Source organism: Nonomuraea sp. H19 (assembly GCF_052068215.1).
GTDB lineage: Bacteria > Actinomycetota > Actinomycetes > Streptosporangiales > Streptosporangiaceae > Nonomuraea.
Map to the genome: position 1 here is coordinate 162,845 of NZ_JBQHCV010000022.1, position 25,434 is coordinate 188,278.

Below are 25,434 nucleotides of genomic sequence, written 5' to 3' on the forward strand. Positions count from 1 at the left end.
GGATTCGACCCGTGCTTTCGGGCAGGGCTGACGAGTGGATCGGTGTGGTTCGGAGAAGACACGGATGTGGGATGTTCACCGGCGTTCAGGTGCTCTGCCGGCTGAGCTACCGGAGCGTTGGCCCCGGGCAGGACTCGAACCTGCGACCGCCCCATTAAAAGTGGTAACCGACGAACTTCGACCCGTGCCCTCTCCGAACCGCGCCGACGACCGTCGAGCCGGGAGCGGATACGGATGTGAGAAGCGGCACCGGATTTGTTCTTTTTTACAGAAAGAGATAACCGATGCCATTCGACCCGTACCTGCTCCGAGCCCGACGGGATTGTGGATTCAGAGGGGGTTCAACTGATCGAAACCGTAGCATGGGACGTCGACGAGAGCGCAAGTTCTTTTACTTGCGCGGTCACGCGGTGAGAGGTGAATACGCAGGTCGCGACGTCAGCGATTAGCCAATGATGGGGCGCGTCATGAACGACTCGGACGCGGGCACCGTTCGCCACCCGGCGCAGCGACTCGACCGGGCATGGCGAACAGGTGACCGGCACGCCGCGGTGATGAAATCGGCGCGCGGCATCGCGGGACAGCTCACGGGTTCGTTCGCGCGGACTCGCCTCCGGGCTCCCGTCCGGCCCTGGTAGGGCAGTGGGCATGCCGCGCGGTGACCTCACCGACGCGGAATGGACGTTGGTCAAGCCTCATCTGCCGCTGGATGAGCGGGGGCCGATCCCCATCTGCGGCGGCGGTTCAACGGGGTGATGTGGCGCCTTCGCATCGGCGGCCTCGTGGCGGGATGTGCCGAATCAGCGAGGCCGCCGCTCGCGGGCAGGAGTTGCGGGCGCAACTGGAACTGCCCGAACCGAACGTTACCCGCTACTCAGCCGCCGCTGAGAGCCGGCACGATAGCCTCCGACGACAACGACCCACTGATCACGATTCGCGCAACCGCCGCCAGATCACCTGCCAACGGTGACGATAGCAGTGTGAGCAAACGCAAAGCTGGCTGGCGGATCGCCCTCGCCGTGCTGGCCGCCCTGGCGGTGGGCGCGGCAGTGGTCGCAGTATGGCGGGCGCGGGCACCGGGTGCCGAGGTCAACCTCGCCGACGTCGTCGCCGTCGCGCTGGCCGGGGCCATGCTGGTGGGCACGGTGGTGGCCTGGGCTTGGCGTTCAACGACCGCGACCACCCCAGCCGCCGATGCCGTGGATGTCGAGGCCGCCGCACAGGTGCTGGCTGGTCTGGTGGAGCGGCAGTGGCGCACTGAAGCCCGCCACCGGCTGCTGGATGACCCCGAACCGATCCCGGTGCACTGGCAGCTCATCGCCGACGAGACGGTGATGAGCCAGCCCCGCCTGATCACCGCCGAGGCCAAGCTGACGTTCACTGGCCGCATGAACGACATCGCGGCCTTGGCGGACGCCTTCCACGGTCTGACCCGGCGGCGTCTGGTCATCGTCGGCGGCGCGGGCATGGGCAAAACCACCTTGGCGATGCAGCTGCTGCTGCGACTGCTCTCCACCCGCGCGGCCGACCAGACCGGCGCCCGCGAGGGCGAGATCGTGCCGGTGCCGGTGCTGCTGCCGGTCTCCGGCTGGGACACCGGTACCCATCCCCGGCTGCAGGACTGGCTCGCCGTCCGCTTGGCCCAGGATTACCCGGCGCTCGCCGCCCCTGAGCTCGGTGCCGGCACCGCCGCCGCGCTGGCGGAAGGCGGACACATTCTGCCCGTCCTGGACGGCCTGGACGAAATCCCCGCACCCGCGCGCGCCCACGTGATCGCAGCGCTCAACGCCTCGCTGACCGCCCGCGACCAGCTCATCCTCACCAGCCGCCGAGCCGAGTTCACCACCGCCATCCGTGAAACGGGCCGGCCACTGACCGCCGCCGCGGTCATCGTCCCCAAGCCCATAACAGCGCAGGCCGCCGCGGACTACCTGACCGTCTGCCTGCCCTCCTTCCCCTCCGCTGCCTGGACCCAGGCCCTGGCCGCACTGCGATCCCGCACCGTCCCCGGCTTGACCCAGCTCACCGCGACCCCACTGGGCTTGTGGCTGATCCGCGCCGTCTATGTCGCCCCCGGAGTTGACCCCGCCCCGCTGACTGGTCCTCTGGGTGCCGACGCCGACGCGCTGCGCGCCCACCTCCTCGACCTGCTCATCCCCGCCCTGATTCAGGCGCGCCCGCCCAGCACCGACCCCGCCCACCACTTCCGGCCTCGACGTGTGCGCGACCCCGACGCCACCCGCCGCCACCTGACCTATCTGGCCCGCGCCTTTCCCCCGGCCGCCACCCGCGACATCACCTGGTGGCACATCGCCCGCACCACACCCCACATCCGGTCAACAGCCGGGCTCGCGACCGGGATCGCGTTCGCGCTCGCGCTCGCGTTCGGGATCGCGACCGGGATCGCGTTCGCGCTCGCGCTCGCGTTCGGGATCGCGACCGGGATCGCGTTCGATCCCGCGAGCGGGATCGAGCTCGCGGTCGACTTCGCGACCGGGATCGGGATCGGGATCACGTTCGGGCTCGCGAGCGGGCTTGTGCGCGCCAGGTCCTGGGTCAACGAAAAACCCGGCTACGCAGACCTGCGCCTGCGCGGACGAACATCCCTTTTCTTCCGCTCTATGAAAGGCGCCCTCGCGTTCGGGATCACGATCGGGTTCGTGTGCGGGCTCACGATCGCGTCGGTGTCGATGCTCGCGGTCGATCTCGATTCCGGGGTGCATCTCGATTTCGCCGACTTCAATGCCGATGGCGGGTTCCAGGTCGGAATCGCCGCCTGGCTCGGGATCACACTGGCGTCCGGGCTGATCACCTGGGCGGAACAACCCACGCTCGAATCGACCAGCACACCCCGCTCCAGTTGGCGAGCCGACAGAGCGCTATCCCTTCTGCGAACGGTCGTGACCGGGCTCGTGACCGGGCTCGTGTTCGGGCTTGCAGCCGGGCTCGTGACCGGGCTCACGATCGGGTTCACGATCGGGTTCGTGTGCGGGCTCACGTTCGGGCTCGGGGCCGGGTTCATGATGGGCAGCCATCACGCGTGGCTGGTCTGCACCATGGCGGTGGCCCGGCTGGCCCTCGAACACCGACTTCCCTGGCGCCTCATGGATTTCCTTGATGACGCTCACCGCCTGGGGCTATTGCGCGCTGTCGGCCCGGTCTATCAGTTCCGCCACGCGGCCCTGCACGACCACCTCGCCGCCGCCGACGCCTCTGGTGGGCCTCTTGTTCCCGGACGCTGAGAGACAAGCCTCCGCGTCCGTGGCCGGCCGGCGCCGGGGCGGTACTGTCCCGCCCGGGATCGAGTATCTGCGTGCGTGGGACGAGCGGGTGGCGGTAGGCCGGGTCTGCGGGAGAAGCGCCTGTACGGCCATGCGGGATCGCCGTGAGAGCCCTCAAACCAGGCTGCGGCAACGCGCCAGACGACCTGTCACGCTGCCATGCCGTGGGGATGCCACTGCCCCCGGCGGTCGAGCACCTCGCGCAGGCCGGTGACGTTGTCGGTCATGATGCCGTCCACGCCCAGGTCGAGCAGGTGCTCCATGCGGGCGGTGTCGTTGATGGTCCACACGTGCACCTGCATGCCGATGGCGTGCGCCGTGCGTACCAGGCGCCTGGTGGCGACGCGCAGGCCGCGGAAGCCGACCGGCACCTGTGCGCACGGGATCCCGGCGCGCGACAGGCGGGCCAGCAAGCGGCCGTAGCCGGAGGTGGCCGCGGCGGCGCGCAGCGCGGCCACGCCGCGGGGCCCGAGCGCCGAGCACACCTCCCGGCCCACCGCCGCCCTGGCCAGCGCCAGGCGCTCGTCGGAGAAGGCGGTCAGGCAGATCCGGTCGTAGGAGTCGGTCCGCCGGATCGCCTCGGCCAGCGGGGCGATGGCCGCCGCCTCCTTGACGTCGATGTTGAAGCGGATCTCCGGCCAGGCGCCCAGGAGGTCCTCCAGCAGCGGGATCTCGTGGACGCCGGCGATGCGGGCCCGCTTGACCGCCCTGTAGGGCAGCTCCGAGATGCGGCCGCGCCGGTCGGTCACACGGTCGAGCGTGTGGTCGTGGAAGGCGACCAGCACGCCGTCGGCGGTGGCGTGCGCGTCGGTCTCCAGATAGGTGTAGCCGAGCCCGACCGCCCGCTCGAAGGCCGCGACAGAGTTTTCCGCGCCCTCCGCGGCGCCCCCGCGATGGGCGAAGGCCAGCGGGGCCGGGTGGTCGAGAAAGGCGAATCTGCGGCTGAGCACGTCCTGAAGTATTCCCTTCCTGAAGGAAACCGGTGATTACGAATCGGGGAGATTCTCCCACTCCTGGCGGCGGGCCTCGGACAGCGCGATGGCGGCGGCCACCGCCACGTTGAAGGAGCCGACCCGGCCGACCTGGGGGATGTAGCAGACGCCGTCGACGGCGTCGAGCAGGGCGGGGGAGCAGCCGTGGTCCTCGCTGCCGACCACCAGGCACACGTCGCGGCCGAGGCCGGCCCTGTGCAGCGGAACGGCCTCGCCGGTCAGCTCGATGGCCAGCACCGTGTAGCCGCTCTCCCTGGCGGCCTTGACCGCCTCGGTGGCCGGCACCGGCTCGTGCCAGGTGACCAGCCGCTCGGTGCCCAGCGCGGTCTTGCCCGCCTTGGGGTTGGTCGGCGGGGTGGCGTTGCCGGCGAGCCAGATCTCGTCCACGCCGAACGCGGCGGCGCTGCGGAAGATCGAGCCCACGTTGAACGGGCCGGTGACCGACTCGAGGATCAGGCCGAGACGGTTTTGCGTGTTCCTGCGCCAGGTGCGGTTGAGCCGTTTGACGTCGGTGGGGCGCAGCTGCCTTCTCATCGGGTCACCTTCAGGATGCGGTAGGCGGCCCGGCTGGCCTCGCGGGAGGCCTGCCAGCCCTGCTCGCCGAGCCAGCGCTGCAGGGAGTCCGAGCCGAGGTGTTTCTGGACGACCAGGTAGGCCACGCCGTCGGGCGTCAGCCGGGTCAGCCACCTGGTGAGCATCTCGTGCAGGGCCTGCTTCCCGATGCGGATCGCAGGATTGGACCAGATTGCCCGAAATTTCACTTCATCTGGCACTTCATCGACATGCGTTGACCTTACTTGGTAAAGGCCAGCGGCTTCGGCGTTCCGGGCGGTCAGCTCCAGGCTGCGCCGGTTGACATCGACGGCCCACACCGTCGCCCCGGGCGCCCGCGTTGCCATGGTCAGCGCGATGGGGCCGTACCCGCAGCCCAGGTCGAGCAGGTCGCCTTCCTGTGGCGGCGGCGGGACGCTTTCCAGCAGCACGCGCGTGCCGACGTCGACGCGCTCCGGCGAGAACACCCCGCTGTCGGTCTCCAGCCGCAGGTGCAGGTCGGGCAGGACGAGATCGACCGAGCCCGGCCTGCTCGCGGTGCCCGGCCGCTCGGAGAAGTAGTGGCCCACGTCGCCAAACGTTACGGGATGCGGGAGCCGAACATGACCGCGGCGCCGGCCACCAGCAGCCCGGCCAGGATCGCGGCCACGATGAACCACTGGGTGATCTCCTGGTTGACCAGCTTGTAGCCGAGCGAGGTGCCGATCTGCTCGTAGACCTCGCGCAGCTCGCTGCCGGACTCGGCGGCGTACGCGCGGCCGCTGGTGCCGTCGGACAGCGACTGCAGGGTCTGCTTGTTGACCGGCACGTTCACCGGCCTGCCGTCGATGTTGACGGTGCCCTCCTGGGTGCCGTACGCGATCGTGGAGACCGGCACGCGGGCCTGCTGGGCCGCCTCGATGGCCTCGTTGACGGACCTGCCGGAGGTGTTGTCGCCGTCGGACAGCAGCACGATCGCGGCGGGCGGCGGGTCGGTGGCGGCCTGCTGGTCGAAGGAGCGCAGGGAGTCGAGGGCGTTGAAGACGGCCTCGCCGATCGCGGTGCCGGGGCGGGTGGTGAGGTTGCCGATCGCGGTGATCACGGCCTGGTGGTCGGTGGTGGGGGAGATGACGACGTTGGCCGAGCGGGCGAAGGACACCACGCCGACGTTGAAGCGGTCGGGCAGCTCCCTGGCGAACGCCTGCGCGGCGGCCTTGGCGGCGGCGATCCTGTTGGGCTGGACGTCGTCGGCGTCCATGGACAGCGACACGTCCAGCGCGATCATGATGGTGGCGCGGTCGCGCGGCACGCGTACCTGGTCGGCGGGTTTGGCGGCGCCGATGACCAGGAACGACATCATGACGAGGAACAGCGCGGGGGCGACGTGGCGGCGCCAGCCGGGCCCGGCGGGGGCGACGAGGTTGAGCAGGGCCAGGTTGGTGAAGCGCACCGTGTAGCGGCGGCGGGCGAACATCGAGGCGATGTAGCCCGCCACGAGCAGCAGCACCAGGACGAACAGCCACAGCCAGCCAGGAGCGAGAAACGTCATGTGGGTCTCCTGTGGGCGAGGTGGCTCGTGCGGCGCTGGCGCAGGACGAACTGCGCGACGTCGAACACCCAGTCCCGGTCGGTCCGCAGCACGAGGTGGGCGATTCCGGCGCGGCGCAGCGCCAGGCGGGTGCCCTCGCGCTGCAGGGCGGCCGCCTCGGCGTACGCTTGCCGGATTTTGGGTGAAAGATGCACTTCGCGTACTTTCCCGGTCTCGGGGTCGGCGAACGCGACCCGGCCCACGTCCGGCAACTCGAGCTCGCGCGGGTCGATCACCTCGACGGCCAGCACCTGGTGGCGGGCGGCCAAGCGCCTGATGGGGCGCTCCCAAGGGCGTTCGGCGTCGGGATCGAGGTCGGGGTGGGCGTCGAGGAAATCGGAGACGATCAGCCGCATGCCGCGGCGCCTGCGGCTGGCCGACAGCACCTCGATGGCCTCGGCCAGGTCGGGCGGGTCGGGGACGATCCGGCCGCGCGGGGCGTCCATGAGCGAGTGCAGCAGCCCGTACAGGGCGGGGCGGCCGGTGCGGGCGGGCATGCGGTGGATGTACTCGTCGTGCAGCACCAGCGCGCCGAACCGGTCGCCCATCCTGCTCGACAGGAACCCGATCGCGCCGACCGCGGACACGACCAGGTCGCGTTTGTCGGTGTCGGCGGTGCCGAAGTCCATGCTGGGCGACAGATCGGCCAGCGCCCAGGTCTCCAGCTCGCGGTCGGCGATCAGGTCGCGCACGTGGGGGACGGTGGTGCGGGCGGTGACGTTCCAGTCCATGCGCCGCACGTCGTCCTCGCCGGGCACGTAGACGCGGCTGTCGCCGGCCTCGCTGCCGGTGCCGGGCAGCAGGCCCTGGTGAGCGCCGTGCAGCAGCCCGTCGAGGCGCCTGGTGACCGTCAGCTCCAGCCGCCGCAGTGCCTGCTCCGCTGTGCTCATCGGTCGCTCACCGCTCCCCATTCGCTTCGCGGCCGCACTTGTCCCTCGCGCGTCCACTGCGCTCACTGCGTCGAGTTCGCTCCGTCGTGCTCAACGGTTCTGGTTCCAGACGACGAGGGGCGGAGGCACGGCGTGCAGAATCTGCTTGACGACCTGTTCGGGGTCCACGCCGTCGGCCAGGGCGTCGAAGGTGAGCATCATCCGGTGGGCCATGACGTCCACGGCGACGTCGCGTACGTCGTCGGGCAGCAGATAGTCGCGGCCGCGCAGCAGCGCCAGCGCCCGCCCCGCCGAGACCAGGCCCAGCGTGGCACGCGGGCTGACGCCGATCTCGATGGTCTCGGCGAGGTCGCCCAGGCCGTACTCGGTGGGGGAGCGGGTGGACATGACCAGCCGTACCACGTAGTCGGCGACGAGCTGGTGCACCGAGACCTGCTCGGCCGCCTCCTGCAGGGCCAGCAGCTTGTCCGGATCGAGCACCCGCTCCGGCACGGGCGGGGTGACGCTCATGCGGTGCAGGATCTCCAGCTCCTCGTGGGCGCTGGGATGCGGCACGCGTACCCGGAACAGGAAGCGGTCGCGCTGCACCTCCGGCAGCGGATAGACGCCCTCGGACTCGATCGGGTTCTGGGTGGCCAGCACGATGAACGGCTTGGGCAGCGGGTGGGTGACGCCCGCCAGGGTGACCTGGCGCTCGGCCATCACCTCCAGCAGCGCGGACTGCACCTTGGCCGGGGCGCGGTTGATCTCGTCGGCCAGCAGGAAGTTGACGAACACGGGGCCGAGCTCGACATCGAACTTCTCGTTGGAAGGGTGGTAGACCCGGGTGCCGATGATGTCGCTCGGCACGAGGTCGGGGGTGAACTGGATCCGGGCGAACGTGCCGCCCACGACGGTGGCCAGGGTGGAGGCGGCGAGGGTCTTGGCGACGCCGGGCACTCCTTCGAGCAGGCAGTGCCCGCGGGCCAGCAGGGCCACGATGAGTCTTTCGACCATGTGGTCCTGCCCGACGATGACACGCCGGACCTCGTCCAGACTTTGACGCAGCAGTGCCGCGCCGTTCTCCCCTGGCAACTCTTCGGCGACGCTCATGACGCCATTCCACCAAACGAGCCGCAAACGTGCACCACGCCACGTCTGTGCTTTCATGGCAAACGTGGCAAGTCCGTTGCAGTACGGAGATCCGCCCCGGCTGGGGCCCTATGTGGTCCAGGCGCGCCTGCACCAGGCGCCGGCCGGTTTCGTCTACCTGGGCCAGGCGCCTGACGGGCGCGCGGTGTCGCTGGCCGTGCTGACGAGGGGGGCCGCGTTCGACGCCGCGGCCCGCGACCGGTTCGTGACCGCGATCAAGGAGGCCGCCGGGGAGCGGTCCGGCGTGCGCGGCTGGCTGGGACGGGCGGCCAGGCCGCGCGGCGGCGCGGTGCTCGACGGCATGCCCGAAGTCCTGGACAGCGACAGCGGGCAGGCGCCGTGGGTGGCGGTGCCGTACGTGCCTGGCCGGCCGGGGGCCGAGCGGTTCCTGGAGCCGGTCATGGTGGGCGGCACGCTGATCGGGCAGGCGCACGGCCCCGACTTCGTCCCGTACTGGCTGACCGACCGCGCGCCCGCCCTGCCCAGGCCGGCCACGCAGCGCCGGCCGCTGACCGAGACCCGCAAACGGGTGCTGATGGCCGCGCTGGCGCTGGTGCTGCTGGTGCTGCTGGTGGTGACCATCCTGCTGCTGCTCCTGCTCGGCCGGCGCGACAGCGAGACGCAGCCCAGGCAGCTGCCGCCGACGATGTTCGTGCCGACGCCGCCGCCGACCCCGCAGACGCCGCAACCGCAGCCGTCGCCGTCGCCGTCGCCCTCGCCGACCGAGAGCGGGCAGGCCACGCCCGGCCGTTCACCCGGGGACGACCCCGGCGAGGAGTCGCCGCTGTAATCGGGGGTTGAGCCTCACGTTGCGTGTGGCTCTAGCGTCCGCAGGCATGGAATTCATCATTCACGACACGCTCACGGCGATGGCCGATCTGCTCGGGCGGCCGCTGGAGAGCCGGCCCGGCGCGCTGCGGGAGCTGCTGGCGCCGATGCGCTCGGCGATCCCGATGCCCGGCGACATCGTCGACATCCACCACCAGGGCGGCGGCTTCCGCGTCGACGCCGACGACCCCCGCTACCTGCCCGCCGTACGGCGCATGATCGAGGCCGACGTGCTCGGCCAGGTGCGGCACGAGCTGGAGCGCGCCTCGGAACGCCTGCGCAAGGCCAAGCAGGCCGACTCGCTGCAGGTCATGTTCGTGATGGGCGATCCCGGCGACGAGCACCTGATGAAGGGCTCGGGCGGCTATTACGGCATGGGCGGCGCGCCCGGCTGGCTGTACCTGCTGGCCTGGCCCTCGGAAGAGGTGATCGGCCGGATCGCGCACCTCGCGGTGCACGAGTTCCACCACAGCGTGCGCTTCGCCAACGTGGAGTGGAACCCGGTCACGGTGACGGTCGGCGAGCACGTGGTGGCCGAAGGGCTCGCCGAGGCGTTCGTCCGCGAGCTGTCGGGGCCGCAGGCCATGGGGCCGTGGTCGGCGATGGTGACGGGGGAGGAGTTCGACCGCGCATACGAGCTGATCATGGCGGACTTCGGCCTGGCCGGGATGCAGCACACCTCGGCGTACGTGCTGGGCGACAGCGCCATGCGCAAATTCGGGCAGGAGCCTCGCGGCATTCCCGACATGGCAGGGTACGCGGTGGGGTTGCGGCTCGTCGATCAGGCCCTGGCCGCCACCGGCCTGACCGCCACGGAGGCGACCCTGCTGCCCGCGGCGGAGCTCATGCGGCGCGCAGGCATCCGCTAGCGCCTGCCCGGTACGGCGGCCCCGGCCGGAGCGGCCTGCTCCAGCGGGGCCTCCTGCGGCCGGGCCTTGTTCAGCGGGCCTCCTGCGGCCGGGCCTTGTTCAGCGGGCCTCGTTCGGTGGGGCGTTCAGCCAGGCGAGACGAAGCCGGACTCGTAGGCGGCGATCACGGCCTGGGTGCGGTCGCGCGCGCCCAGCTTGGCGAGCACGTTGCCGACGTGCGTCTTGACGGTCTCCTGGCTGACGACCAGCTCGGCGGCGATCTCGTGGTTGGACAGCCCTTTGGTCATCAGCCGCAGCACGTCGCCCTCGCGCCCGGTCAGCCGGCCGATCCCGGGCACGCCGGCGCCACCGGCCGGGCGGCGGCCGGCCAGCGCCCGGATCGCGGCGGGGAACAGCAGCGACTCGCCCGCCGCGACCAGCTTGATCGCCTGTACGAGGTCGTCCGGCCTGGTGCGCTTGAGCAGGAATCCGCTGGCCCCGGCGCGCAACGCGTCGTAGACGTAGTCGTCGTTCTCGAACGTGGTCACCACGAGCACCTTGGGCGGGTGGTCCAGGGCCAGCAGCCGCCCGGTGGCCTGGATGCCGTCCAGCGCGGGCATGCGCACGTCCATCAGCACGACGTCGGGCCGTTCGCGGCGTACCACGGGCACGACCGTCGCCCCGTCGGCGGCCTCGCCGACCACGGTCAGGCCGGGTTCGGTGTCGATGATGATCCGCAGGCCCGCGCGGATGAGGTCCTCGTCGTCGGCGATCACGACTTTGAGCGGCGTCATGGGCTCGACCGTAGTGGCAGGCGTACCGTGACCGTCCATCCGGCGTCCGTGGGGCCGGCCTGGAGCTCTCCACGCAGGAGCCGGACGCGTTCGCGCATGCCGGCCACGCCCCTGCCGCCGCTGCCCCGGCCGTCGGCGCCGCCGCCGGTCCCCTTGCCTCGGGGGCGGCCGCTGTCGCTCGGGTTGGTGACCTCGAGCCGCAGGTCGTCTCCGTGGACGGCGGCGGCCAGGCGCACCGGGCCGTGGCCGTGCCTGATCGCGTTGGTGAGCGCCTCCTGGAGGATGCGGTAGGCCTCCCTGGAGACCACGGCGGGCACACCGGACAGGTCGCCCACCTCCTGCCGCACCTGGGCGCCAGAGGCGGCGACGAGCTCGTCGAGATCGGCGAGCGTGGCCTGCGGGGCTTTGCCGGTCAGGTCGCCTTCGCGGAGCACGCCCAGCACGTGGTCGAGATCCTCCAGGGCGGCGCGGGCCGACTGCTCGATGGCGGCCAGCGCGCCCCTGGCCGCGGCGGGGTCGCGGTCGAGGATCCGGCCCGCGGCCGCGGCCTGCAGGGTGACCACGCTGAGCGCGTGCCCGACCGAGTCGTGCAGCTCGCGGGCCAGCCGGTTGCGTTCGGCGAGCGTACGGGCGTGCTCCTCGGCGGCCGCCAGGCGCTCGGACGGGGTGGGGCCGAGCAGGACGGGCGCCAGCCGGGCCAGCAGCTCGCCCGCCCCCGCCGCCGCCGCGATCAGCGCCACCAGCAGAGCCAGCCCGCCCAGCGCCCACAGCACCGCCGCCGACCCCGGCGTGACCAGCTGCCCGAGCACCGTCATCGGCCGCCCAATGAACGCCAGCACGAGCGTGAACACCGTGAACGGCACGATCGCCAGCGTGCAGCCGCTCAGCACGCCGCCGACCGCAAGGTGCAGCGTGAACCAGGCGGCGGTGCGGCGGCGTTCCTGCCAGGAGCGCCGCTCCTGCCGCGGCGGCGTCTCGACGCGCGCCCCCAGCAGTCCTTGCGCCGCGCTCACCTCCAGTGCCCGCACCGGCAGGAACAGGCCGGTCACGGCCACGACGGGCAGCACCGCCGCGAACACGCCGACCTGGGCGGGCAGCAGCAGGTTCGCCGGCTCGCCGTGCCGGACGGCCGCGATCAGGACGCCGGCCATCATGTACGGCATCAGCAGCGCCCCGCCCAGGATGAGGCACACCCATCGGCGGAACAGGTTCTTTCTCACATCCGCGATTGTATGTCGACGGTTATTCGCTCTGGGAGTAATGCGCCCTTAGAGAAATGCGCCCCCAGCGAAAAGATTCCATAATTACCGGCCACCGGGTCTAGCGTTTTTTCTTGGAAATGCCCGCAGAGAAAGGTGATGCGTCATGACGGAGACCACCCAGCGCGCGGCCTGGCCTGACCAGCTCAGCCAGCGCCTGCTGAAAGAGCGCATCGTCGTCCTCGGCCAGGAGGTCGACGACGACATTTGCAACCGGCTCTGCGGGGAGCTCCTATTGCTGGCGGCCGAGGATCCCAAGCGGGACATAACGCTTTACATCAATTCCCCGGGCGGATCCGTGTCCGCGGGGATGGCGCTCTACGACATGATGCAGTTCATTCCGTGTGACGTGGCGACGGTGGCGATGGGATTCGCCGCCTCCATGGGCCAGGTGCTGCTGACGGCGGGCGCGAAGGGCAAGCGCTACGCCCTGCCCAACGCCCGCATCGTCATGCACCAGCCGCTGGGCGGCATCGGCGGCTCGGCCAGCGACATCCAGATCCAGGCCGACAACATGCGCTACACCAAGCGCCGGATGGCCGAGATCATCGCCCATCACACGGGCCAGCCGCTGGAGCGCATCCAGGCCGACTCCGACCGCGACCGCTGGTTCACCGCCCAGGAGGCCCTGGACTACGGCATCGTCGACCGCATCGCAGAAGGGATGAACTGAAGATGAGCGGCCGTTACGTGCTTCCCTCGTTCACGGAGCGCACCTCGTACGGGATGAAGGAGATGAACCCGTACAACAAGCTGTTCGAGGACAGGGTCATCTTCCTGGGGGCGCCGATCGACGACACCGTGGCCAACGACGTCATGGCGCAGTTGCTCACGCTGGAGTCGCTCGATCCCGACCAGGACATCAACCTCTACATCAACTCGCCGGGCGGCTCGTTCACCTCGATGACGGCCATCTACGACACGATGCAGTACGTCCGGCCGCAGATCCACACGGTCTGCATCGGCGAGGCGGCCTCGGCGGCGGCCGTCCTGCTGGCGGCCGGCACGCCGGGCAAGCGGGCCGCGCTCCCGCACGCCCGCGTCCTGCTGCACCAGCCGCACGCCGAGGGCGGGCGCGGGCAGGGCAGCGACCTGGAGATCCACGCCAGGGAGATCCTGCGGATGCGTGACCAGCAGGAGGAGATCCTGGCGCGGCACACGGGGAGGGGAGCTCTGGAGGTCAGGAAGGACATCGAGCGGGATCGGATCTTCACGGCCGAGCAGGCCCGCACCTACCGGCTGATCGACGACATCTACGCCTCGAGAAAGCGCACCCTTCTCCCGTCCCGCTGACCCCGCCGCACGCGGGGTGGTCCGCCTCCGGCGCGGTCACCCCGCCAGGGTCGCGTGGGGCCCTAGTACTTCGGGCAGTCCTGCTTGGCCAGAATCAGGCTCATCCCGGCGACCTCGTTCTTGAGCCGCGATACGTAGAAGAGGTAGAGCGCCTTCTTGTTGCCCGGCACGGTGACGGCTGGATACCCGCCCGGACCACGCCGCAGATTGGGGTAGGCGGCCTTCAGTTGCGCCCTGGTGGAGCCGATGCCGATGCCCCGAGGCGTCTTGACGCCGGAGGGAGCGACGATCATGGAAAGGCCGTACTTCTTGGAGATGTACATCCCTACCCGGTAGTTGGGGTACGGGTTCTCCTTCAGGTCCCAGCCCGTACATCTGGCGGAGTCCCCGACTGGTTTGTGGACGATTCTCCCGGTCGCCCTGGCCTTCGCAGCGGTCATGCCGAGCTTCAGGCTGCCATACCCGTACGGCCCCAGCGTCGCCTTTTGGCTGGCGAGCGCCGCGGGCGCGACGGCGACCGGCACGACACCTCCGGCCAGCGCCACCACCAGCGCCGAACGGCCGATCCGCAGGGCGGTCGTCTGCTTCACCGTGGTTCCTCCTTGATCATTGACTCGGCCACCTTAGTGAGAGTTCGGATCTTTTGTGGAGGATTCGCGCGATTGCGGACCTGCGTCGTCGCCCGACCCGCCCGTGACCGGCTCCGCCGCGGCGTCCGCGACCGGGGACGAGGGCGGTGGGGTCTGCGGTGATAGGGGGCCTGAATCCACCTAAAGTGCGACTTGTACACTCTTGACGTTTCTTGGGGGAAAACGGGGGAGTGGCACGTGCCGCTGGAGCAGGTCCTGGTGTTGCTGGCCGCGGCGGCGGGTGCCGGGTGGATCGATGCCGTCGTGGGCGGGGGTGGGCTGCTGCAGCTTCCCGCCATCATGATCACCGGTATGCCGACCGTCGAGGCGATGGCCACCAACAAGCTGTCGTCCGTCTTCGGCACCACCTCGGCGGCGGTGGCGTACGCGCGCTCCACCAAGGTCGACCGGCAGGTGGCGCTGCCCGGCGCCGGGCTGGCGCTGCTCAGCGCGGGGCTGGGGGCGTGGGCCGCGGCGGCGATCTCCGCGGAGGTGCTGCGGCCCGCCGTGATGGTGGTGCTGGTGGCGGTGGCGGCGTTCGTGACGTTGCGGCCCGCGCTGGGGTCCGTGCCGCAGCCGCAGTTACGCACCAACGCCAGGGTGTACTCCGCCGTGGCCGTGGCGGGGGTGGGGATCGCCTTTTACGACGGCATCATGGGGCCGGGCACGGGAACGTTCCTGATCATCGCTTTCACCACCATCCTCGGGCTGGACTTCGTCTCCGCCTCGGCCTCGGCCAAGATCATCAACATCGGGACGAACGTGGGCGCGCTGGTGGTGTTCGGGATGCAGGGGCACGTGCAGTGGGCGATCGGCCTGAGCATGGCGGTGTGCAACATCGCCGGCGCCCAGCTCGGCGCCCGGATGGCGCTCAAGCGAGGCGCGGCGTTCGTGCGGATCGTCCTGCTGTGCGTGGTGGCGGCCATGGTGGTCAGGCTGGGCTGGCAGCAGTTCGGCTGAGCGAGCCGGTCAGCCGGCGGGTTCCTTGGCACGGGCACGCAGTGCCGTGGCGGTCAGCGCGACGAAGGCGGCCAGCAGCGCCGGGACGGCGAGGGCGCGCGGCAACCCCGTCAGCTCGGCCACCGCGCCGATCACCACCGGCCCCGACAGGAACCCCAGGTAGCCGATGGCCGCAACCCGCGCCAGCGCCCGCCCCGCGAACGCCGGGTCGCGGTGCCCCGCGGCCGAGAACACCTGCGGCACGATGCACGACAGCCCCGCCCCGAAGCAGCCGAACCCGATCACGGCCGCCACCGGATGCCCGCCCAGCAGCCCCAGCCCGAGTCCCGCGGCGGCCAGCAGCCCGCAGCAGCGCACCAGCGGCACCGGCCCGAACCGGGCGGCCAGGCGGTCTCCGGCCAGCCGTCCGATGGTCATCATGAGGGAGAAGGCAGCGTACCCGGCGACGGCGAACCCCGGCGCGGCGGCCAGGTCCTCGCGCAGGTAGACCGAGCTCCAGTCGGCCGCGGCCCCCTCGCCCACCAGGCAGCAGAACGCCAGCACGCCCAGGAACACGATCCCCCTGGGCAGCCCGCCCCCGCCCACGCCGCCCGAGCCGGGAGCCGCCGACGGGACGGTGCGCAGCGCCCACCGCGCGGCCCAGACCGCGAGGATCGCGATGAGAGCCCCCATCGACCAGAACGTGGCCGCGGGCGTCAGCGCGGCGTGCGCGAACAGGCCGCCGGTCGTGGCCCCCGCGAACCCCCCGATGCTGAAGACGGCATGGAACGACGACATGATCGGCCGCCCATGGGCCCGCTCGACCTCGACGGCGTTCGCGTTCATGGCCACGTCGATGGCTCCGTGCACGATTCCGAACAGCAGCAGCGTGCCCACCAGCGCGGTCAGGCCGCTCGCGTAGGCGGGCGGGACGAGCACGACGCCCTGCAGCAGCGCGGCCGGGATCATGACGCGGCTGCTGCCGTGGCGGTCCACCAGGCGGCCGACCACGGTCATGCCGATGACCGCCCCGGCCGCGATGGCGAGCAGGGCCAGGCTGAGCTGGCCGTCGCCGAGGCTGAGGCGCTCCTTGATGGCGGGGATGCGCGCGGTCCAGGTGCCGATGGCCGCGCCGGACAGGAAGAACAGCAGATGGACGGCCGTGCGCTCGCGCCTCACCGGCCCGCTCCAGCGGCGGCCCGCGCCGCTCCGGCCCTCGTACGTCCAGGCCTCACGCGGGCACCTCCCTGACCGTGACGCCGGCCGCCAGCAGGGCGTCGCGTTCCTCGCGCGGTATGCCGGAGTCGGTCACCACCACGTCCAGGCGCGAGATCGGGCACACCGCGCCGAAGGCCGTGCGCGCGAACTTGCCGGAATCGCAGGCCACGATCACCCGCCTGGCCACGCCGATGGCCGCCTGCTTGACCGCGACCTCGGGAAGGTCGTGGGCGGTCAGGCCCTGTTCGGCGGACAGGCCGCAGCAGCCGATCACCGCCGTGTCGAAGCGCAACGCCTTGATCGAGCTCTCCGTCAGCGGGCCCATGACGTTCAGCTCGCCCTTGCGTACCTCGCCCCCGGGCAGCACCAGCCGCACTCGCGGCGCGCCGGCCAGCAGTGACACCGCCTGCAGGGCCAGCGGCAGCACGGTCAGGCGGCGCTCGGTCAGGGCGCGGGCCACCTCCAGCGCGGTCGTGCCGCCGTCGAGCACCACCGCCTCGCCGTCGGCGATCAGCGTGGCCACCTCGGCACCGATGCGTTTCTTGGTCTCCACCGCCTCCCGCTCGCGCACGCCGAACGGCGGCTCCTCGCCGCGCAGCAGCAGCGACAGCGCGCCGCCCCGGACCCGGCGCACCACCCCCTGCTGGGCCAGCTCGTCCAGGTCGCGCCTGATGGTCATCTCCGACACGCCGTGCTCGGCGGCGAGCTCGGCGACCGACACGGTGTCCTGTTCGCGTAACGCCTTCATGATGGATGGCAAACGTTCCATGTGTTCATATAAACACCGTAAATGTGCGCAATACAATGATGTGTATGCGTGCCAGCCGTCTGCTCTCGCTGCTCCTGCTCCTGCAGTCGCGTGGCCGCATGACCGCGCCCGAGCTGGCCGCCGAGCTGGAGGTGTCGGTCCGTACGGTGTACCGCGACGTGGAGGCGCTGGCGGCGGCCGGCGTGCCGGTCTACGCCGATCGCGGTCCGGCGGGCGGCTACCAGCTGCTGGACGGCTACCGCACCAGGCTCAACGGGCTGACGGCCGAGGAGGCGTCGTCGCTGTTCCTGGCGGGGTTACCGGGTCCGGCGGCCGAGCTGGGACTGGGCGAGGTGGCGGCGACCGCCGAGCTGAAGCTGCTGGCCGCGCTGCCGCCCGAGCCGCGCTCACACGCCTCCCGGATGCGCGAGCGGTTCCTGCTGGACGTGCCGAGCTGGTATCGCTCGGGCGACGACGTGCCGCATCTGAGCCAGGTGGCCGAGGCGGTGTGGGACCAGCAGCCGCTGCACATGACCTACCGGCGCTGGGGGCGGCAGGACGTCGACCGGGTGATCCACCCGTACGGGCTGGTGCTCAAGGGCGGCTCCTGGTATCTGGTGGCCGCTCCGGCGGACGGTGAGCCGCGCACGTACCGGGTGGCGCGGATCCTGACGCTGGAGACGTTGCCGGGGCGCTTCCCGCGGCCGGAGGGGTTCGACCTGGCGGCGTTCTGGCGCGAGTTCGCCAAGGAATTCCGGGAGCGGATGTACACCGCCGAGGCCGTCATCAAACTCGCCCCGGGCAAGGGCGAGCTGCTGGCGTACACGCTGGGCCAAGACGTCGTCGGCGCCGCGCTGGCCGCGGCGGGGGAGCCCGACCCCGAGGGCTGGGTCACGCTCACCCTCCCCGTCGAGTCGATCACGCACGCGCGCTGGCTGCTGCTGCGCATGGGGGCCGACGTCGAGGTGCTCAGGCCGCCCGAGCTGCGCGCGCTGATGGGCGAGGCGGTGGCCGAGCTGAGCAAGATGTACGGCTGAAATCCAGGAGAGATTCCGGGGCGGTTCTGTCACGATCTTCGCATGTATCTTCTCGCGTTCGCGGGCGCGTGCATCCTGGTGGCCATGGTGCCCGGGGTCAGCACGGCCATCATCCTCCGCCAGACACTGCGGGCCGGCCGCGGCAGCGGGCTGGCCGCCACGCTGGGCAACGAGACCGGCATCCTGCTGTGGGGGCTGGCCGCCGCGTTCGGGCTGTCGGCACTGCTGGTGGCCTCGCAGCTGGCCTACGACATCATGCGCGTCGTGGGCGCGGTGGTGCTGGTCGTGATGGGCGCGCAGGCGCTGTGGCAGGCCCGGCGCGGCGCGCCCGCGCCTCCCGAAGGGGCCACCGTGGCGGGGTGGCGCGGCTCGTACCTGGCCGGGATCGGGACGTGCCTGGCCAACCCGAAGGCGGCGGTGTTCGCGATGTCGTTCCTGCCGCAGTTCGTCCCGGCCGGGCAGAACGTGCCGGCGACGCTGGTGACGCTCGCCGTGGTGTGGGTGCTGATCGACCTGCTCTGGTACGGCGCGCTCATCTGGGCGGTCGCCAAGGCCAAGGAGTGGCTCGGCCGCCCGGCGGTGCGGCGCCGGCTGGAGCAGATCTCCGGCGTGGTGCTCATCGGGCTGGGTGTGCGCCTGGTGGTCGAGTCCCGGTGACGGGCTGGATTACCGTTAGGGCATGACGAACGACCTGGCTGCCCTCGTGCTGCAGGCGCAGGACGAAGATCCGCTGCGGGCCCTGCACGCCACCACCGCGCTGCGCCGTGAGATCGAGCGCCTGGAGGCGGTCCAGGTGCGGCGGGCCCGGGTGGCGGGGCTGGCCTGGGCGCAGATCGCCGACGCGATCGGCGTGAGCAAACAGGCCGTGCACAAGAAATACGGCCGGCGCTAGCGCTGCTCCCGCACCGACGGCCAGGGCACGCGGAGCAGCCTGGGGCAGCCCGCGCCCGGGTCGGCACAGTGGGCGCGGGCCACGGGCTAGCCCGTCTTGGCCTTGGCGTATTCGGCGGCTCCGCCCGCGAAGTCGTAGACGATCGCCGGTTCCTCGCCGACCACCCACGCGTCGTGCCCCGGCGGGCAGACGAAGATCTCGCCGGGGCCTACCTCGGCCTCGGCGCCTTCGTCCATCCGGATGCGCAGGCGTCCCTGCACCACGAGTCCGTTGTGGTGGACCTCGCAGGAGTCCGTTCCCGCGATGGGTTTGACCGATTCCGACCAGCGCCAGCCCGGCTCGAACGTGGCCACGCCGAAGCTCAGCCCGCTCAGGTTGAGCACTTCCAGATGGCCCCTCGGGAAGTCACGGCGTTCGTCCGGCTTGTCGATGCTCTTGACCTCGATCATGACGTCCCCCTTCCGTCGGATCCAGTCTTTCACCGGGTCTAAACCGTCACAAGCGCCTGAACTGCGCCTTTACGGGTGCTCGACCCGATGGGTGGACTGGACGACGCCCGCGTGCAGCCGTTCGTCACCGCCATCGCCGAGCGCGCCTGCCCCGGCCCCCGGCCGGTGCCGCGGGCGCGCAGGCCGTGCCGGGGTGAGGGCACCTGGTAGTGTTCCAGGTTATTAATCTACAAAGTAAAGGCGCTCAGTGGACGGCGAAGCCGCCGTCGACGAAGAGCATCTGGCCGGTGACGAAAGCGCAGGCATCACCGGCCAGGAACACCGCCGCCCCCGCGAAGTCCGCGGGCACGCCGTTGCGCCCGGTCATGTGGCGGGCGGCGAGGGCTTCGACGCGGCCCGGGATGGCCTGGGCGGGCTCGGTCAGCGGAGTCAGCACGAATCCGGGGATGATCGTGTTGACGCATACCCCGCCGGCCGACCACGCCTCGGCCTGGGAGCGGGTCAGGCCGGCGAGGCCGGCCTTGGCGGCGCCGTACACGCCGCTGTCGCCGAAGGCGCTGACGGTCTGCTGCGAGCCGATGTTGATGATGCGTCCCCAGCCGCGCGCGGCCATCTTCGGCCCGAAATGCTGGCCGAGGAGGTACGGGGCGGTGAGGTTGACGGCGATGGTCTGCTCGTAGTCGTCCAGGGTGAGCTCGGCCATGGGCTTGCGGATGTTGTTGGCGGCGTCGTTGACCAGGATGTCGATGTCGCCCGCGGTGTCGCAGACCCGCTGGACGTCGTCGCGGTCGCCGAGGTCGGCGCTGATGCGGCCAGCGGTGACGCCGTGCTCGCGCAGCCGGGTGGCGGCCTGGTCGAGTTCGTGCCGCCTGCGGGCCACCAGGACGACCTCGGCCCCGGCCCGGCCGATGGCCTCGGCCATGACGTACCCGATGCCGGAACTGCCGCCGGTCACCAGGGCGCGGCGGCCGCGAAGGGAGAACAGTTCGCGCAGAAAGTCAGACACGATCGGACAAGCTAGCATCCTCCCGTCCCTGGCACGCCGGCCAGTGGGCCGCCACCGTACCTTGATCGAAGAAGCGCGCTCGGGTGCGGGGGGAGGGGCGCGCGCTCGTACAATCGGCACGTCCCAGGGGAGAGGCAGGCGGATGACCACGCGCGAGCGGCCGCGGCGGGTGACGATCGCCGATGTGGCTCGGCACGCCGGGGTGTCGACGACGGCGGTGTCGAAGGTGCTGCGCAGCGCCTACGGTGTCAGCCCGGCCATGCGCGAGCGGGTCAAGGCCGCCATCGACGAGCTCGGCTACCGGCCGCATGCGGCGGCGCGGGCGATGCGCGGGCGAACGTTCACGATCGGGGTTCTGCTCCCCGATCTGCGCAACCCGTTCTTCCCCGACATCCTCGACGGGCTGTCAGAGCAGCTCGCCGGCACCGACTACCAGGTGATCATGGTGCAGGGCGGGCCGGACACCAAGGCGGAGACGCGGGCGATCGACGCGCTGGTGGACCGGCAGGTGGACGGCATCCTCATGATCGCGCCGCGGGTGAGGCGGGTGCGGCTTGAGGAGGTGGCCGCGCAGATGCCGACGGTGGTGCTGGGCCTGCACGGCAAGTCGGCGGTGTACGACGTGGTGCACGACGATGACGAGCTCGGCGCGGAGCTGGTCGTGCGGCACCTCATCGGGCTGGGGCACCGCAGGATCGCGCACGTCGGCTACACGCCGGGCCTGCGGGAGCGGACCTCGGGGGTGCTGGACGAGATCAGGGCGGCGACGTACGAGCGGGTGATGCGCGAACACGGCCTGGAGAGCGAGATCGCGGTGGCGACGGCCGCCTACACCGAGGAGGGCGGCTACCAGGGGGCGCGAGAGCTGCTCGAACGCGCGCCGCGCCCTACGGCGATCTTCGCGGGGGCGGACCTGGCCGCGTTCGGGGCGTTGCGGGCGCTGCACGAGGCGGGGCTGTCGGTGCCGGAGGACCTGTCGCTGGCCGGCTACGACAACACCCGGCTGGCGGCCCTGTCGAACATCTCCCTGACCAGCGTGGATCAGGACGGCGCGGTGATGGGGCGGACGGCGGGGCGGCTGCTGCTGGAGCGGATCGAGGGGCGCACGTCGTCGGTGCGGTTCTCCGTCACGCCGACGCTGGTGCCGCGCCGCTCGACCGGTCCGCCCCCGCCCGGCGCGTAGCGGGCTGCTCCTACCCCGGCTGGGGGTGTGCCGTGGGCGGCCCTCACCGGCCTGGGGCCGGGGGCGCGGGACGGGACGTTGACGAGCGAATCGCCGGGGGAGTGCGTGGGCGGTCGACGGCGGCGGGCCGGTTTGGGAGAATGTGAGGCCCTGCAGTCGGCGACCAGGAAGCGTCCCGGTGTGCCATGAGCTTGGATCGGGCCCGCTCGGCGGGCGAGCCTGCGCAGGCCCCGCTGCGGGTCGCGATCGGGGCGGCGCGCTGGATCAGGAGCGCGGCCGCCGACGACGGCCGCTGGCTGGCCAACCCCGACGCGCGCGGCAGGTCCGCGCTGGCTCCCGAGCCCGCCTCCTTGTACGCCGGCGCCCCCGGCATCGTGCTGTTCTTCCTGGAACTGGCGGCGGCCACGGGCGAGGAGGAGTATCTGCGGGACGCGCGGGCGGGCTGCCGCTACCTGGTCTCGGCCTGGCGCGAGGTGACGGACGTGACCTTCCACCACGGGCTGAGCGGGATCGCGGTGGCGTTGTGCGAGGCGGGCTGGGCGCTGGGCGACGGCGTGCTGGAGGAGGCGGCCGCGGCGGCGATGGACCGGGTGGTACGCGCGGCGCGGCCGATGCCGGGCGGACCCGGCTGGTCGGGCGATCCGGCGCAGCGCGGCGACGGGGGCGTGGTGCTGGCGCTGTTGCGGGCGGCGTCGATGCTGGGCGTGCCGGCGTTTGCGGAGCTGGCGGTGGAGGCGGGCGCGCGGGCGGCGCTGCAGGCGGTGCCGGGGCATCGGTTCGGCGACTGTCCCGGGCTGCCGGTGGACGCCGTCACGCCGGGGTTCCTGGCCGGTACGGCGGGGACGGCGTTTCTGCTGGCCCGCCTGTACGGGGTGACGGGGGAGGCGCGGCTCCTGGAGGCGGCGCGCAGGGGCGCCGGTTTCGTGCGGGCGGTGAGTGTGGTGCGTGGCGGGTCCGCGCTGGTGCCGCATCATGTGCCGCAGGGCCGGGGCCTGCATTATCTGGGGTTCTGCTCTGGTTCGGCCGGAGTGGCGCGGATGTTCTACGAGCTGTACCGGGTGGCGGAAGATCCGGGTGACCTGGACTGGGCCGAGCGGCTGGCGGCCGGGGTGATGGTCAGCGGGGCGCCGGGCCGACGGGTGCCGGGGCTGTGGGACACCGCGTGCCAGTGCTGCGGGGTGGCGGGGCTGGTGGAGCTGTTCGTCGGCCTGTGGGCGGTCACGGGGCGGCGGGCGTACCGGGATTTCGCGGAGGTGCTGGGCGCGGAGCTGGCCGGGCGGGCGAGCGACGACGGTGGAGGTTTGCGGTGGTATCAGGCCTATCGGCGGTTACGTCCTGGTGAGGTGAGCGCGGACACCGGCTACATGGCGGGTGCGGCGGGAATCGGCGCGGCGCTGCTGCATCTGGAGGCGGCGTTGCGCGGTGAGCGGGCGCGGCGGGTGGTGCTGCTGCCGGACAATCCGTTCCCGGAGATCCCGGCACCGGCGGGCGTGCTGCGCGGCCTGGAGTAGGCGGGGGGCGACGGAAGGGGTTTGCGCGCGGGCACGCGCGAGGAGTAAGCTCGAATGCTCCACAATTGGCACGAGCTTCATAGCCCTCCCGTTAGGAGTATACCAGCGAATGACTAATCGTCAAGATGGTCTCGCGGAAGCCCTTGACAGCGAGCAGCGGGTCGTGGCGTGGCTGTACGGCCTGCTCGACGACGCCAGGGGCCGGGCTCAGGCGGCGCTGCGCGAGGTGTACACCAGGCGCGGCGGCACGCGCCAGGCGATGGTCGAGCGCGAGGCGATGGCTTCGGCGCAGGCGCGCCGGCTGGCGCAGCTCAACGCGGTCGAGCGCGGCCTGTGCTTCGGCCGCGTCGACGACGCCGAGGGGAACAGCGTCTACATCGGCAGGCTGGGGCTGCGCGACGAGCACCACGAGTCGGTGCTGATCGACTGGCGGGCACCCGCGGCGCGCCCGTTCTACGTGGCCACGGCCACCGACCCGCGCGGGCTGGTGCGCCGCCGCCACCTGCACCTGAAGGACCGCAGGGTGGCCGGCATCGACGACGAGGTGTTCGACCTGGAGCGGATGAGCGAGGACGACCGGCGCGCGCTGGTGGGCGAGGCGGCGCTGCTGGCGGCGTTGCGGCGGGGCAGGACGGGCCGGATGGGCGACGTGGTCGCCACCATCCAGACCGAGCAGGACCGGGTGATCCGCGCCTCGCTGCAGGGCGCGCTGGTGGTGCAGGGCGGTCCCGGCACCGGCAAGACGGTGGCGGCGCTGCACCGGGCGGCGTACCTGCTCTACACCCACCGCGACACGCTCGAGCGGCGCGGCGTGCTGGTGGTGGGGCCCAACGCGATGTTCCTGCGCTACATCGGCCAGGTGCTGCCGGCGCTGGGGGAGACGCAGGTGGTGATGACGACGGTGGGCGAGATGTTCCCCGGCTTGCGGGCGCGCGCCGTCGACGCGCCGGCGGCGGTGGCCAAGGGCGACGTGCGGATGGCCGAGGTGCTGGCGCGCGCGTTGGAGCTGCGCCAGCGGGTGCCGGAGGGTGATCTGGTGGTGGAGCTGGACGGGCTGCGCCTGCGGGTGCCGCACGCGCAGTGCGTACGGTTGCGCGAGCGGGCGCGGGCGGTGCGGCTGCCGCACAACATGGCGCGCAAGCTGTACGTGACCGAGCTGCTCAAGGAGCTGGCCAGGGCCGAGACGCGGGCGCTGGAGGAGTCGCTGCACCTGGAGGAGCTGGCCAACGGCGATCCGGAGCTGGAGGAGCTGGCCCAGCCGCTGGATCTGGAGGGGGACCTGGACGAGCTCGACCTGGAGCTGGCCTCGCGGCGGTTGTGGGACGAGCCGGAGGTGCGCCGGGTCGTGGACGACCTGTGGCCGGAGCTGACGCCGATGCGGCTGGTGGCCGAGCTGCTGTCGTCGGCGCAGACGCTGGAGTCGGTGGCGCCGCCGGGGCTGGCCTGGCAGGAGCTGGTGCGGCCGGTGGAGGCCGGGTGGACGGTGGGGGACGTGCCGCTGCTGGACGAGGCGGCCGAGCTGCTCGGTGAGGACGACTCCGCGCGGCGGGCGGCGGCCAAGCAGGCCGCGGCGGAGCAGGCCGAGCAGCTGCTGTACGCGGGGGAGGTGCTGCAGTCGACGGGCGTGCTGGAGGAGGGCATCTTCGCGCGGGCCGACGTGCTGGCCGAGCGGCACGCCGACGACGGGCTGGACCTGACCACGGCCGATCGGGCGGCGGCCGACCGCACCTGGGCGTACGGGCACGTGATCGTGGACGAGGCGCAGGAGCTGTCGGCGATGGCCTGGCGGATGGTCATGCGCCGGGTGCCGGCCAAGTCGCTGACGGTGGTGGGCGACATCGCCCAGACGGGGTCGGCGGCGGGGGCGCGCTCGTGGGCCGAGGTGCTGGACCCGTACCTGGAGGGCCGCTGGCGGGTGGAGCACCTGATGGTCAACTACCGCACGCCGGTGGAGATCATGGAGGTGGCGGCGGACGTGCTGCGGGCGTTCGACCCGGGGCAGCGGCCGCCGGAGTCGGTACGGGCGGGCGAGTCGCGGCCACGGGCGGTGCGCCTGCCGGTGCCGGCCCTGCCGGCGCTGGTGGAGGAGGAACTGGCCGAGATCGGCGAGGGCCGGGTCGGCGTGGTGACCTCGGACGCGCGGCATGAGGAGGTGGCGCGGCTGTTCCCGCAGGGGGATCTGGACGCGCCGGTGGCGGTGCTGACGGTGGGGCAGGCCAAGGGGCTGGAGTTCGACGCGGTCGTGGTGGTGGATCCGGCGGGGATCCTGGCGCAGTCGCCGATGGGCGGCCGGGACCTGTACGTGGCGGTGACGCGGGCCACGCGGCGGCTGACGGTGGCGTACGAGGGCGAGCTGCCGGGGGTCCTGTCCCGCCTGGCATAGAAAT

Annotated in this window: 26 protein-coding genes; 13 read left to right on the plus strand and 13 right to left on the minus strand. The window is 71.7% G+C overall.

The window, feature by feature from the left end; genetic code table 11:
- Nucleotides 1-980 precede the first annotated feature (980 nt).
- Complete coding sequence (locus tag ACTMTI_RS39285; protein WP_441125842.1) at nucleotides 981-3,242, plus strand: NACHT domain-containing protein; 2,262 nt, start codon at nucleotides 981-983, stop codon at nucleotides 3,240-3,242.
- A gap of 188 nt (nucleotides 3,243-3,430) precedes the next feature.
- On the opposite strand, the gene ACTMTI_RS39290 is transcribed toward ACTMTI_RS39285, so the two are convergent.
- The 6 genes from ACTMTI_RS39290 to ACTMTI_RS39315 all read right to left on the minus strand — a co-directional run bounded on the left by ACTMTI_RS39290 (nucleotide 3,431) and on the right by ACTMTI_RS39315 (nucleotide 8,374).
- Nucleotides 3,431-4,231 (minus strand): glycerophosphodiester phosphodiesterase family protein, encoded by an 801-nt coding sequence (locus ACTMTI_RS39290; RefSeq protein WP_441125843.1) that lies wholly within the window; start codon nucleotides 4,229-4,231, stop codon nucleotides 3,431-3,433.
- Nucleotides 4,232-4,267: 36 nt separating this feature from the next.
- Complete coding sequence (locus ACTMTI_RS39295; RefSeq protein WP_441125844.1) at nucleotides 4,268-4,807, minus strand: TrmH family RNA methyltransferase; 540 nt, start codon at nucleotides 4,805-4,807, stop codon at nucleotides 4,268-4,270.
- A complete protein-coding gene (locus ACTMTI_RS39300; protein WP_441125845.1) occupies nucleotides 4,804-5,394 on the minus strand; it encodes a class I SAM-dependent methyltransferase in 591 nt (196 codons plus the stop codon). The genes ACTMTI_RS39295 and ACTMTI_RS39300 overlap by 4 nt, the downstream gene beginning before the upstream one ends.
- 11 nt (nucleotides 5,395-5,405) lie before the next feature.
- Nucleotides 5,406-6,353 (minus strand): VWA domain-containing protein, encoded by a 948-nt coding sequence (locus ACTMTI_RS39305; RefSeq protein ID WP_441125846.1) that lies wholly within the window; start codon nucleotides 6,351-6,353, stop codon nucleotides 5,406-5,408.
- On the minus strand, nucleotides 6,350-7,282 hold the full coding sequence (locus ACTMTI_RS39310; protein WP_441125847.1) for a DUF58 domain-containing protein: 933 nt from the start codon (nucleotides 7,280-7,282) through the stop codon (nucleotides 6,350-6,352). Before ACTMTI_RS39310 ends, ACTMTI_RS39305 begins: the two co-directional genes overlap by 4 nt.
- Before the next feature lie 90 nt (nucleotides 7,283-7,372).
- Nucleotides 7,373-8,374 (minus strand): AAA family ATPase, encoded by a 1,002-nt coding sequence (locus ACTMTI_RS39315; protein WP_441125848.1) that lies wholly within the window; start codon nucleotides 8,372-8,374, stop codon nucleotides 7,373-7,375.
- A 55-nt stretch (nucleotides 8,375-8,429) separates the two neighbouring features.
- Here ACTMTI_RS39315 and ACTMTI_RS39320 point away from each other — a divergent pair, with 55 nt between their 5' ends.
- Nucleotides 8,430-9,203 carry a hypothetical protein gene (locus ACTMTI_RS39320; protein ID WP_441125849.1) on the plus strand — a complete coding sequence of 258 codons (774 nt, stop codon included), beginning with the start codon at nucleotides 8,430-8,432 and terminating at the stop codon, nucleotides 9,201-9,203.
- A gap of 46 nt (nucleotides 9,204-9,249) precedes the next feature.
- Nucleotides 9,250-10,110 carry a DUF2268 domain-containing protein gene (locus ACTMTI_RS39325; protein ID WP_441125850.1) on the plus strand — a complete coding sequence of 287 codons (861 nt, stop codon included), beginning with the start codon at nucleotides 9,250-9,252 and terminating at the stop codon, nucleotides 10,108-10,110.
- A 125-nt stretch (nucleotides 10,111-10,235) separates the two neighbouring features.
- Here ACTMTI_RS39325 and ACTMTI_RS39330 read toward each other — a convergent pair whose 3' ends face one another.
- Both ACTMTI_RS39330 and ACTMTI_RS39335 read right to left on the minus strand, forming a co-directional pair.
- The gene (locus tag ACTMTI_RS39330; RefSeq protein ID WP_441125851.1) at nucleotides 10,236-10,883 is read right to left on the minus strand and encodes a response regulator; all 648 of its coding nucleotides are present in this window, start codon (nucleotides 10,881-10,883) and stop codon (nucleotides 10,236-10,238) included.
- Nucleotides 10,880-12,103, minus strand: a complete 1,224-nt coding sequence (locus tag ACTMTI_RS39335) for a sensor histidine kinase (protein WP_441125852.1) — start codon at nucleotides 12,101-12,103, stop codon at nucleotides 10,880-10,882. Before ACTMTI_RS39335 ends, ACTMTI_RS39330 begins: the two co-directional genes overlap by 4 nt.
- A 145-nt stretch (nucleotides 12,104-12,248) precedes the next feature.
- On the opposite strand from ACTMTI_RS39335, the gene ACTMTI_RS39340 reads away from it, so the two are divergent.
- Both ACTMTI_RS39340 and ACTMTI_RS39345 read left to right on the plus strand, forming a co-directional pair.
- Nucleotides 12,249-12,815, plus strand: a complete 567-nt coding sequence (locus ACTMTI_RS39340; protein ID WP_441125853.1) for a ClpP family protease — start codon at nucleotides 12,249-12,251, stop codon at nucleotides 12,813-12,815.
- A gap of 2 nt (nucleotides 12,816-12,817) precedes the next feature.
- Complete coding sequence (locus tag ACTMTI_RS39345) at nucleotides 12,818-13,435, plus strand: ATP-dependent Clp protease proteolytic subunit (RefSeq protein ID WP_441125854.1); 618 nt, start codon at nucleotides 12,818-12,820, stop codon at nucleotides 13,433-13,435.
- Between the two features lie 62 nt (nucleotides 13,436-13,497).
- Here ACTMTI_RS39345 and ACTMTI_RS39350 read toward each other — a convergent pair whose 3' ends face one another.
- Complete coding sequence (locus tag ACTMTI_RS39350) at nucleotides 13,498-14,025, minus strand: hypothetical protein (protein WP_441125855.1); 528 nt, start codon at nucleotides 14,023-14,025, stop codon at nucleotides 13,498-13,500.
- 237 nt (nucleotides 14,026-14,262) lie between these two features.
- Here ACTMTI_RS39350 and ACTMTI_RS39355 point away from each other — a divergent pair, with 237 nt between their 5' ends.
- A complete protein-coding gene (locus ACTMTI_RS39355; protein WP_441125856.1) occupies nucleotides 14,263-15,024 on the plus strand; it encodes a TSUP family transporter in 762 nt (253 codons plus the stop codon).
- A 9-nt stretch (nucleotides 15,025-15,033) separates the two neighbouring features.
- On the opposite strand, the gene ACTMTI_RS39360 is transcribed toward ACTMTI_RS39355, so the two are convergent.
- Together ACTMTI_RS39360 and ACTMTI_RS39365 are read right to left on the minus strand one after the other, a co-directional pair.
- On the minus strand, nucleotides 15,034-16,182 hold the full coding sequence (locus tag ACTMTI_RS39360) for an MFS transporter (RefSeq protein WP_441125857.1): 1,149 nt from the start codon (nucleotides 16,180-16,182) through the stop codon (nucleotides 15,034-15,036).
- Nucleotides 16,183-16,234: 52 nt separating this feature from the next.
- Nucleotides 16,235-16,990, minus strand: a complete 756-nt coding sequence (locus ACTMTI_RS39365) for a DeoR/GlpR family DNA-binding transcription regulator (protein WP_441125858.1) — start codon at nucleotides 16,988-16,990, stop codon at nucleotides 16,235-16,237.
- Between the two features lie 44 nt (nucleotides 16,991-17,034).
- Here ACTMTI_RS39365 and ACTMTI_RS39370 point away from each other — a divergent pair, with 44 nt between their 5' ends.
- Genes ACTMTI_RS39370 through ACTMTI_RS39380 form a run of 3 tightly spaced genes read left to right on the plus strand, consistent with a single transcriptional unit; the run spans nucleotide 17,035 to nucleotide 18,898 of the window.
- A complete protein-coding gene (locus ACTMTI_RS39370) occupies nucleotides 17,035-18,006 on the plus strand; it encodes a helix-turn-helix transcriptional regulator (protein WP_441125859.1) in 972 nt (323 codons plus the stop codon).
- 42 nt (nucleotides 18,007-18,048) lie between these two features.
- The gene (locus ACTMTI_RS39375) at nucleotides 18,049-18,663 is read left to right on the plus strand and encodes a LysE family translocator (RefSeq protein WP_441125860.1); all 615 of its coding nucleotides are present in this window, start codon (nucleotides 18,049-18,051) and stop codon (nucleotides 18,661-18,663) included.
- Nucleotides 18,664-18,685: 22 nt separating this feature from the next.
- Nucleotides 18,686-18,898, plus strand: a complete 213-nt coding sequence (locus ACTMTI_RS39380; protein ID WP_441125861.1) for a hypothetical protein — start codon at nucleotides 18,686-18,688, stop codon at nucleotides 18,896-18,898.
- A gap of 86 nt (nucleotides 18,899-18,984) precedes the next feature.
- Here the strand turns inward: ACTMTI_RS39380 and ACTMTI_RS39385 are convergent, their stop codons facing one another.
- Nucleotides 18,985-19,347, minus strand: coding sequence for a cupin domain-containing protein (locus ACTMTI_RS39385; protein WP_441125862.1), 363 nt, complete (start codon nucleotides 19,345-19,347; stop codon nucleotides 18,985-18,987).
- A gap of 87 nt (nucleotides 19,348-19,434) precedes the next feature.
- Between ACTMTI_RS39385 and ACTMTI_RS39390 the strand changes: the two genes are divergently transcribed.
- Nucleotides 19,435-19,557, plus strand: a complete 123-nt coding sequence (locus ACTMTI_RS39390; RefSeq protein ID WP_441125863.1) for a hypothetical protein — start codon at nucleotides 19,435-19,437, stop codon at nucleotides 19,555-19,557.
- 34 nt (nucleotides 19,558-19,591) lie between these two features.
- Here the strand turns inward: ACTMTI_RS39390 and ACTMTI_RS39395 are convergent, their stop codons facing one another.
- A complete protein-coding gene (locus tag ACTMTI_RS39395; RefSeq protein ID WP_441125864.1) occupies nucleotides 19,592-20,353 on the minus strand; it encodes an SDR family NAD(P)-dependent oxidoreductase in 762 nt (253 codons plus the stop codon).
- A 142-nt stretch (nucleotides 20,354-20,495) separates the two neighbouring features.
- Here ACTMTI_RS39395 and ACTMTI_RS39400 point away from each other — a divergent pair, with 142 nt between their 5' ends.
- The 3 genes from ACTMTI_RS39400 (at nucleotide 20,496) to ACTMTI_RS39410 (ending at nucleotide 25,430) form a co-directional block, all read left to right on the plus strand.
- Entirely contained in the window at nucleotides 20,496-21,536 is a 1,041-nt protein-coding gene (locus tag ACTMTI_RS39400) for a LacI family DNA-binding transcriptional regulator (RefSeq protein WP_441125865.1), read from the plus strand.
- Between the two features lie 185 nt (nucleotides 21,537-21,721).
- The gene (locus ACTMTI_RS39405; RefSeq protein ID WP_441125866.1) at nucleotides 21,722-23,047 is read left to right on the plus strand and encodes a lanthionine synthetase LanC family protein; all 1,326 of its coding nucleotides are present in this window, start codon (nucleotides 21,722-21,724) and stop codon (nucleotides 23,045-23,047) included.
- Between the two features lie 109 nt (nucleotides 23,048-23,156).
- Entirely contained in the window at nucleotides 23,157-25,430 is a 2,274-nt protein-coding gene (locus ACTMTI_RS39410; protein WP_441125867.1) for a HelD family protein, read from the plus strand.
- The last annotated feature ends 4 nt before the right edge of the window (nucleotides 25,431-25,434 follow it).

Excerpts from the sequence above, each read along its gene's own strand:
- ACTMTI_RS39295 (WP_441125844.1), bottom strand. The coding sequence starts at position 4,807 with ATGAGAAGGCAGCTGCGCCCCACCGACGTCAAACGGCTCAACCGCACC.
- ACTMTI_RS39305 (WP_441125846.1), bottom strand. The coding sequence starts at position 6,353 with ATGACGTTTCTCGCTCCTGGCTGGCTGTGGCTGTTCGTCCTGGTGCTG.
- ACTMTI_RS39310 (WP_441125847.1), bottom strand. The coding sequence starts at position 7,282 with ATGAGCACAGCGGAGCAGGCACTGCGGCGGCTGGAGCTGACGGTCACC.
- ACTMTI_RS39315 (WP_441125848.1), bottom strand. The coding sequence starts at position 8,374 with ATGAGCGTCGCCGAAGAGTTGCCAGGGGAGAACGGCGCGGCACTGCTG.
- ACTMTI_RS39320 (WP_441125849.1), top strand. The coding sequence starts at position 8,430 with ATGGCAAACGTGGCAAGTCCGTTGCAGTACGGAGATCCGCCCCGGCTG.
- ACTMTI_RS39325 (WP_441125850.1), top strand. The coding sequence starts at position 9,250 with ATGGAATTCATCATTCACGACACGCTCACGGCGATGGCCGATCTGCTC.
- ACTMTI_RS39330 (WP_441125851.1), bottom strand. The coding sequence starts at position 10,883 with ATGACGCCGCTCAAAGTCGTGATCGCCGACGACGAGGACCTCATCCGC.
- ACTMTI_RS39340 (WP_441125853.1), top strand. The coding sequence starts at position 12,249 with ATGACGGAGACCACCCAGCGCGCGGCCTGGCCTGACCAGCTCAGCCAG.
- ACTMTI_RS39345 (WP_441125854.1), top strand. The coding sequence starts at position 12,818 with ATGAGCGGCCGTTACGTGCTTCCCTCGTTCACGGAGCGCACCTCGTAC.
- ACTMTI_RS39365 (WP_441125858.1), bottom strand. The coding sequence starts at position 16,990 with ATGGAACGTTTGCCATCCATCATGAAGGCGTTACGCGAACAGGACACC.
- ACTMTI_RS39370 (WP_441125859.1), top strand. The coding sequence starts at position 17,035 with ATGCGTGCCAGCCGTCTGCTCTCGCTGCTCCTGCTCCTGCAGTCGCGT.
- ACTMTI_RS39375 (WP_441125860.1), top strand. The coding sequence starts at position 18,049 with ATGTATCTTCTCGCGTTCGCGGGCGCGTGCATCCTGGTGGCCATGGTG.
- ACTMTI_RS39380 (WP_441125861.1), top strand. The coding sequence starts at position 18,686 with ATGACGAACGACCTGGCTGCCCTCGTGCTGCAGGCGCAGGACGAAGAT.
- ACTMTI_RS39385 (WP_441125862.1), bottom strand. The coding sequence starts at position 19,347 with ATGATCGAGGTCAAGAGCATCGACAAGCCGGACGAACGCCGTGACTTC.
- ACTMTI_RS39390 (WP_441125863.1), top strand. The coding sequence starts at position 19,435 with ATGGGTGGACTGGACGACGCCCGCGTGCAGCCGTTCGTCACCGCCATC.
- ACTMTI_RS39400 (WP_441125865.1), top strand. The coding sequence starts at position 20,496 with ATGACCACGCGCGAGCGGCCGCGGCGGGTGACGATCGCCGATGTGGCT.
- ACTMTI_RS39405 (WP_441125866.1), top strand. The coding sequence starts at position 21,722 with ATGAGCTTGGATCGGGCCCGCTCGGCGGGCGAGCCTGCGCAGGCCCCG.
- ACTMTI_RS39410 (WP_441125867.1), top strand. The coding sequence starts at position 23,157 with ATGACTAATCGTCAAGATGGTCTCGCGGAAGCCCTTGACAGCGAGCAG.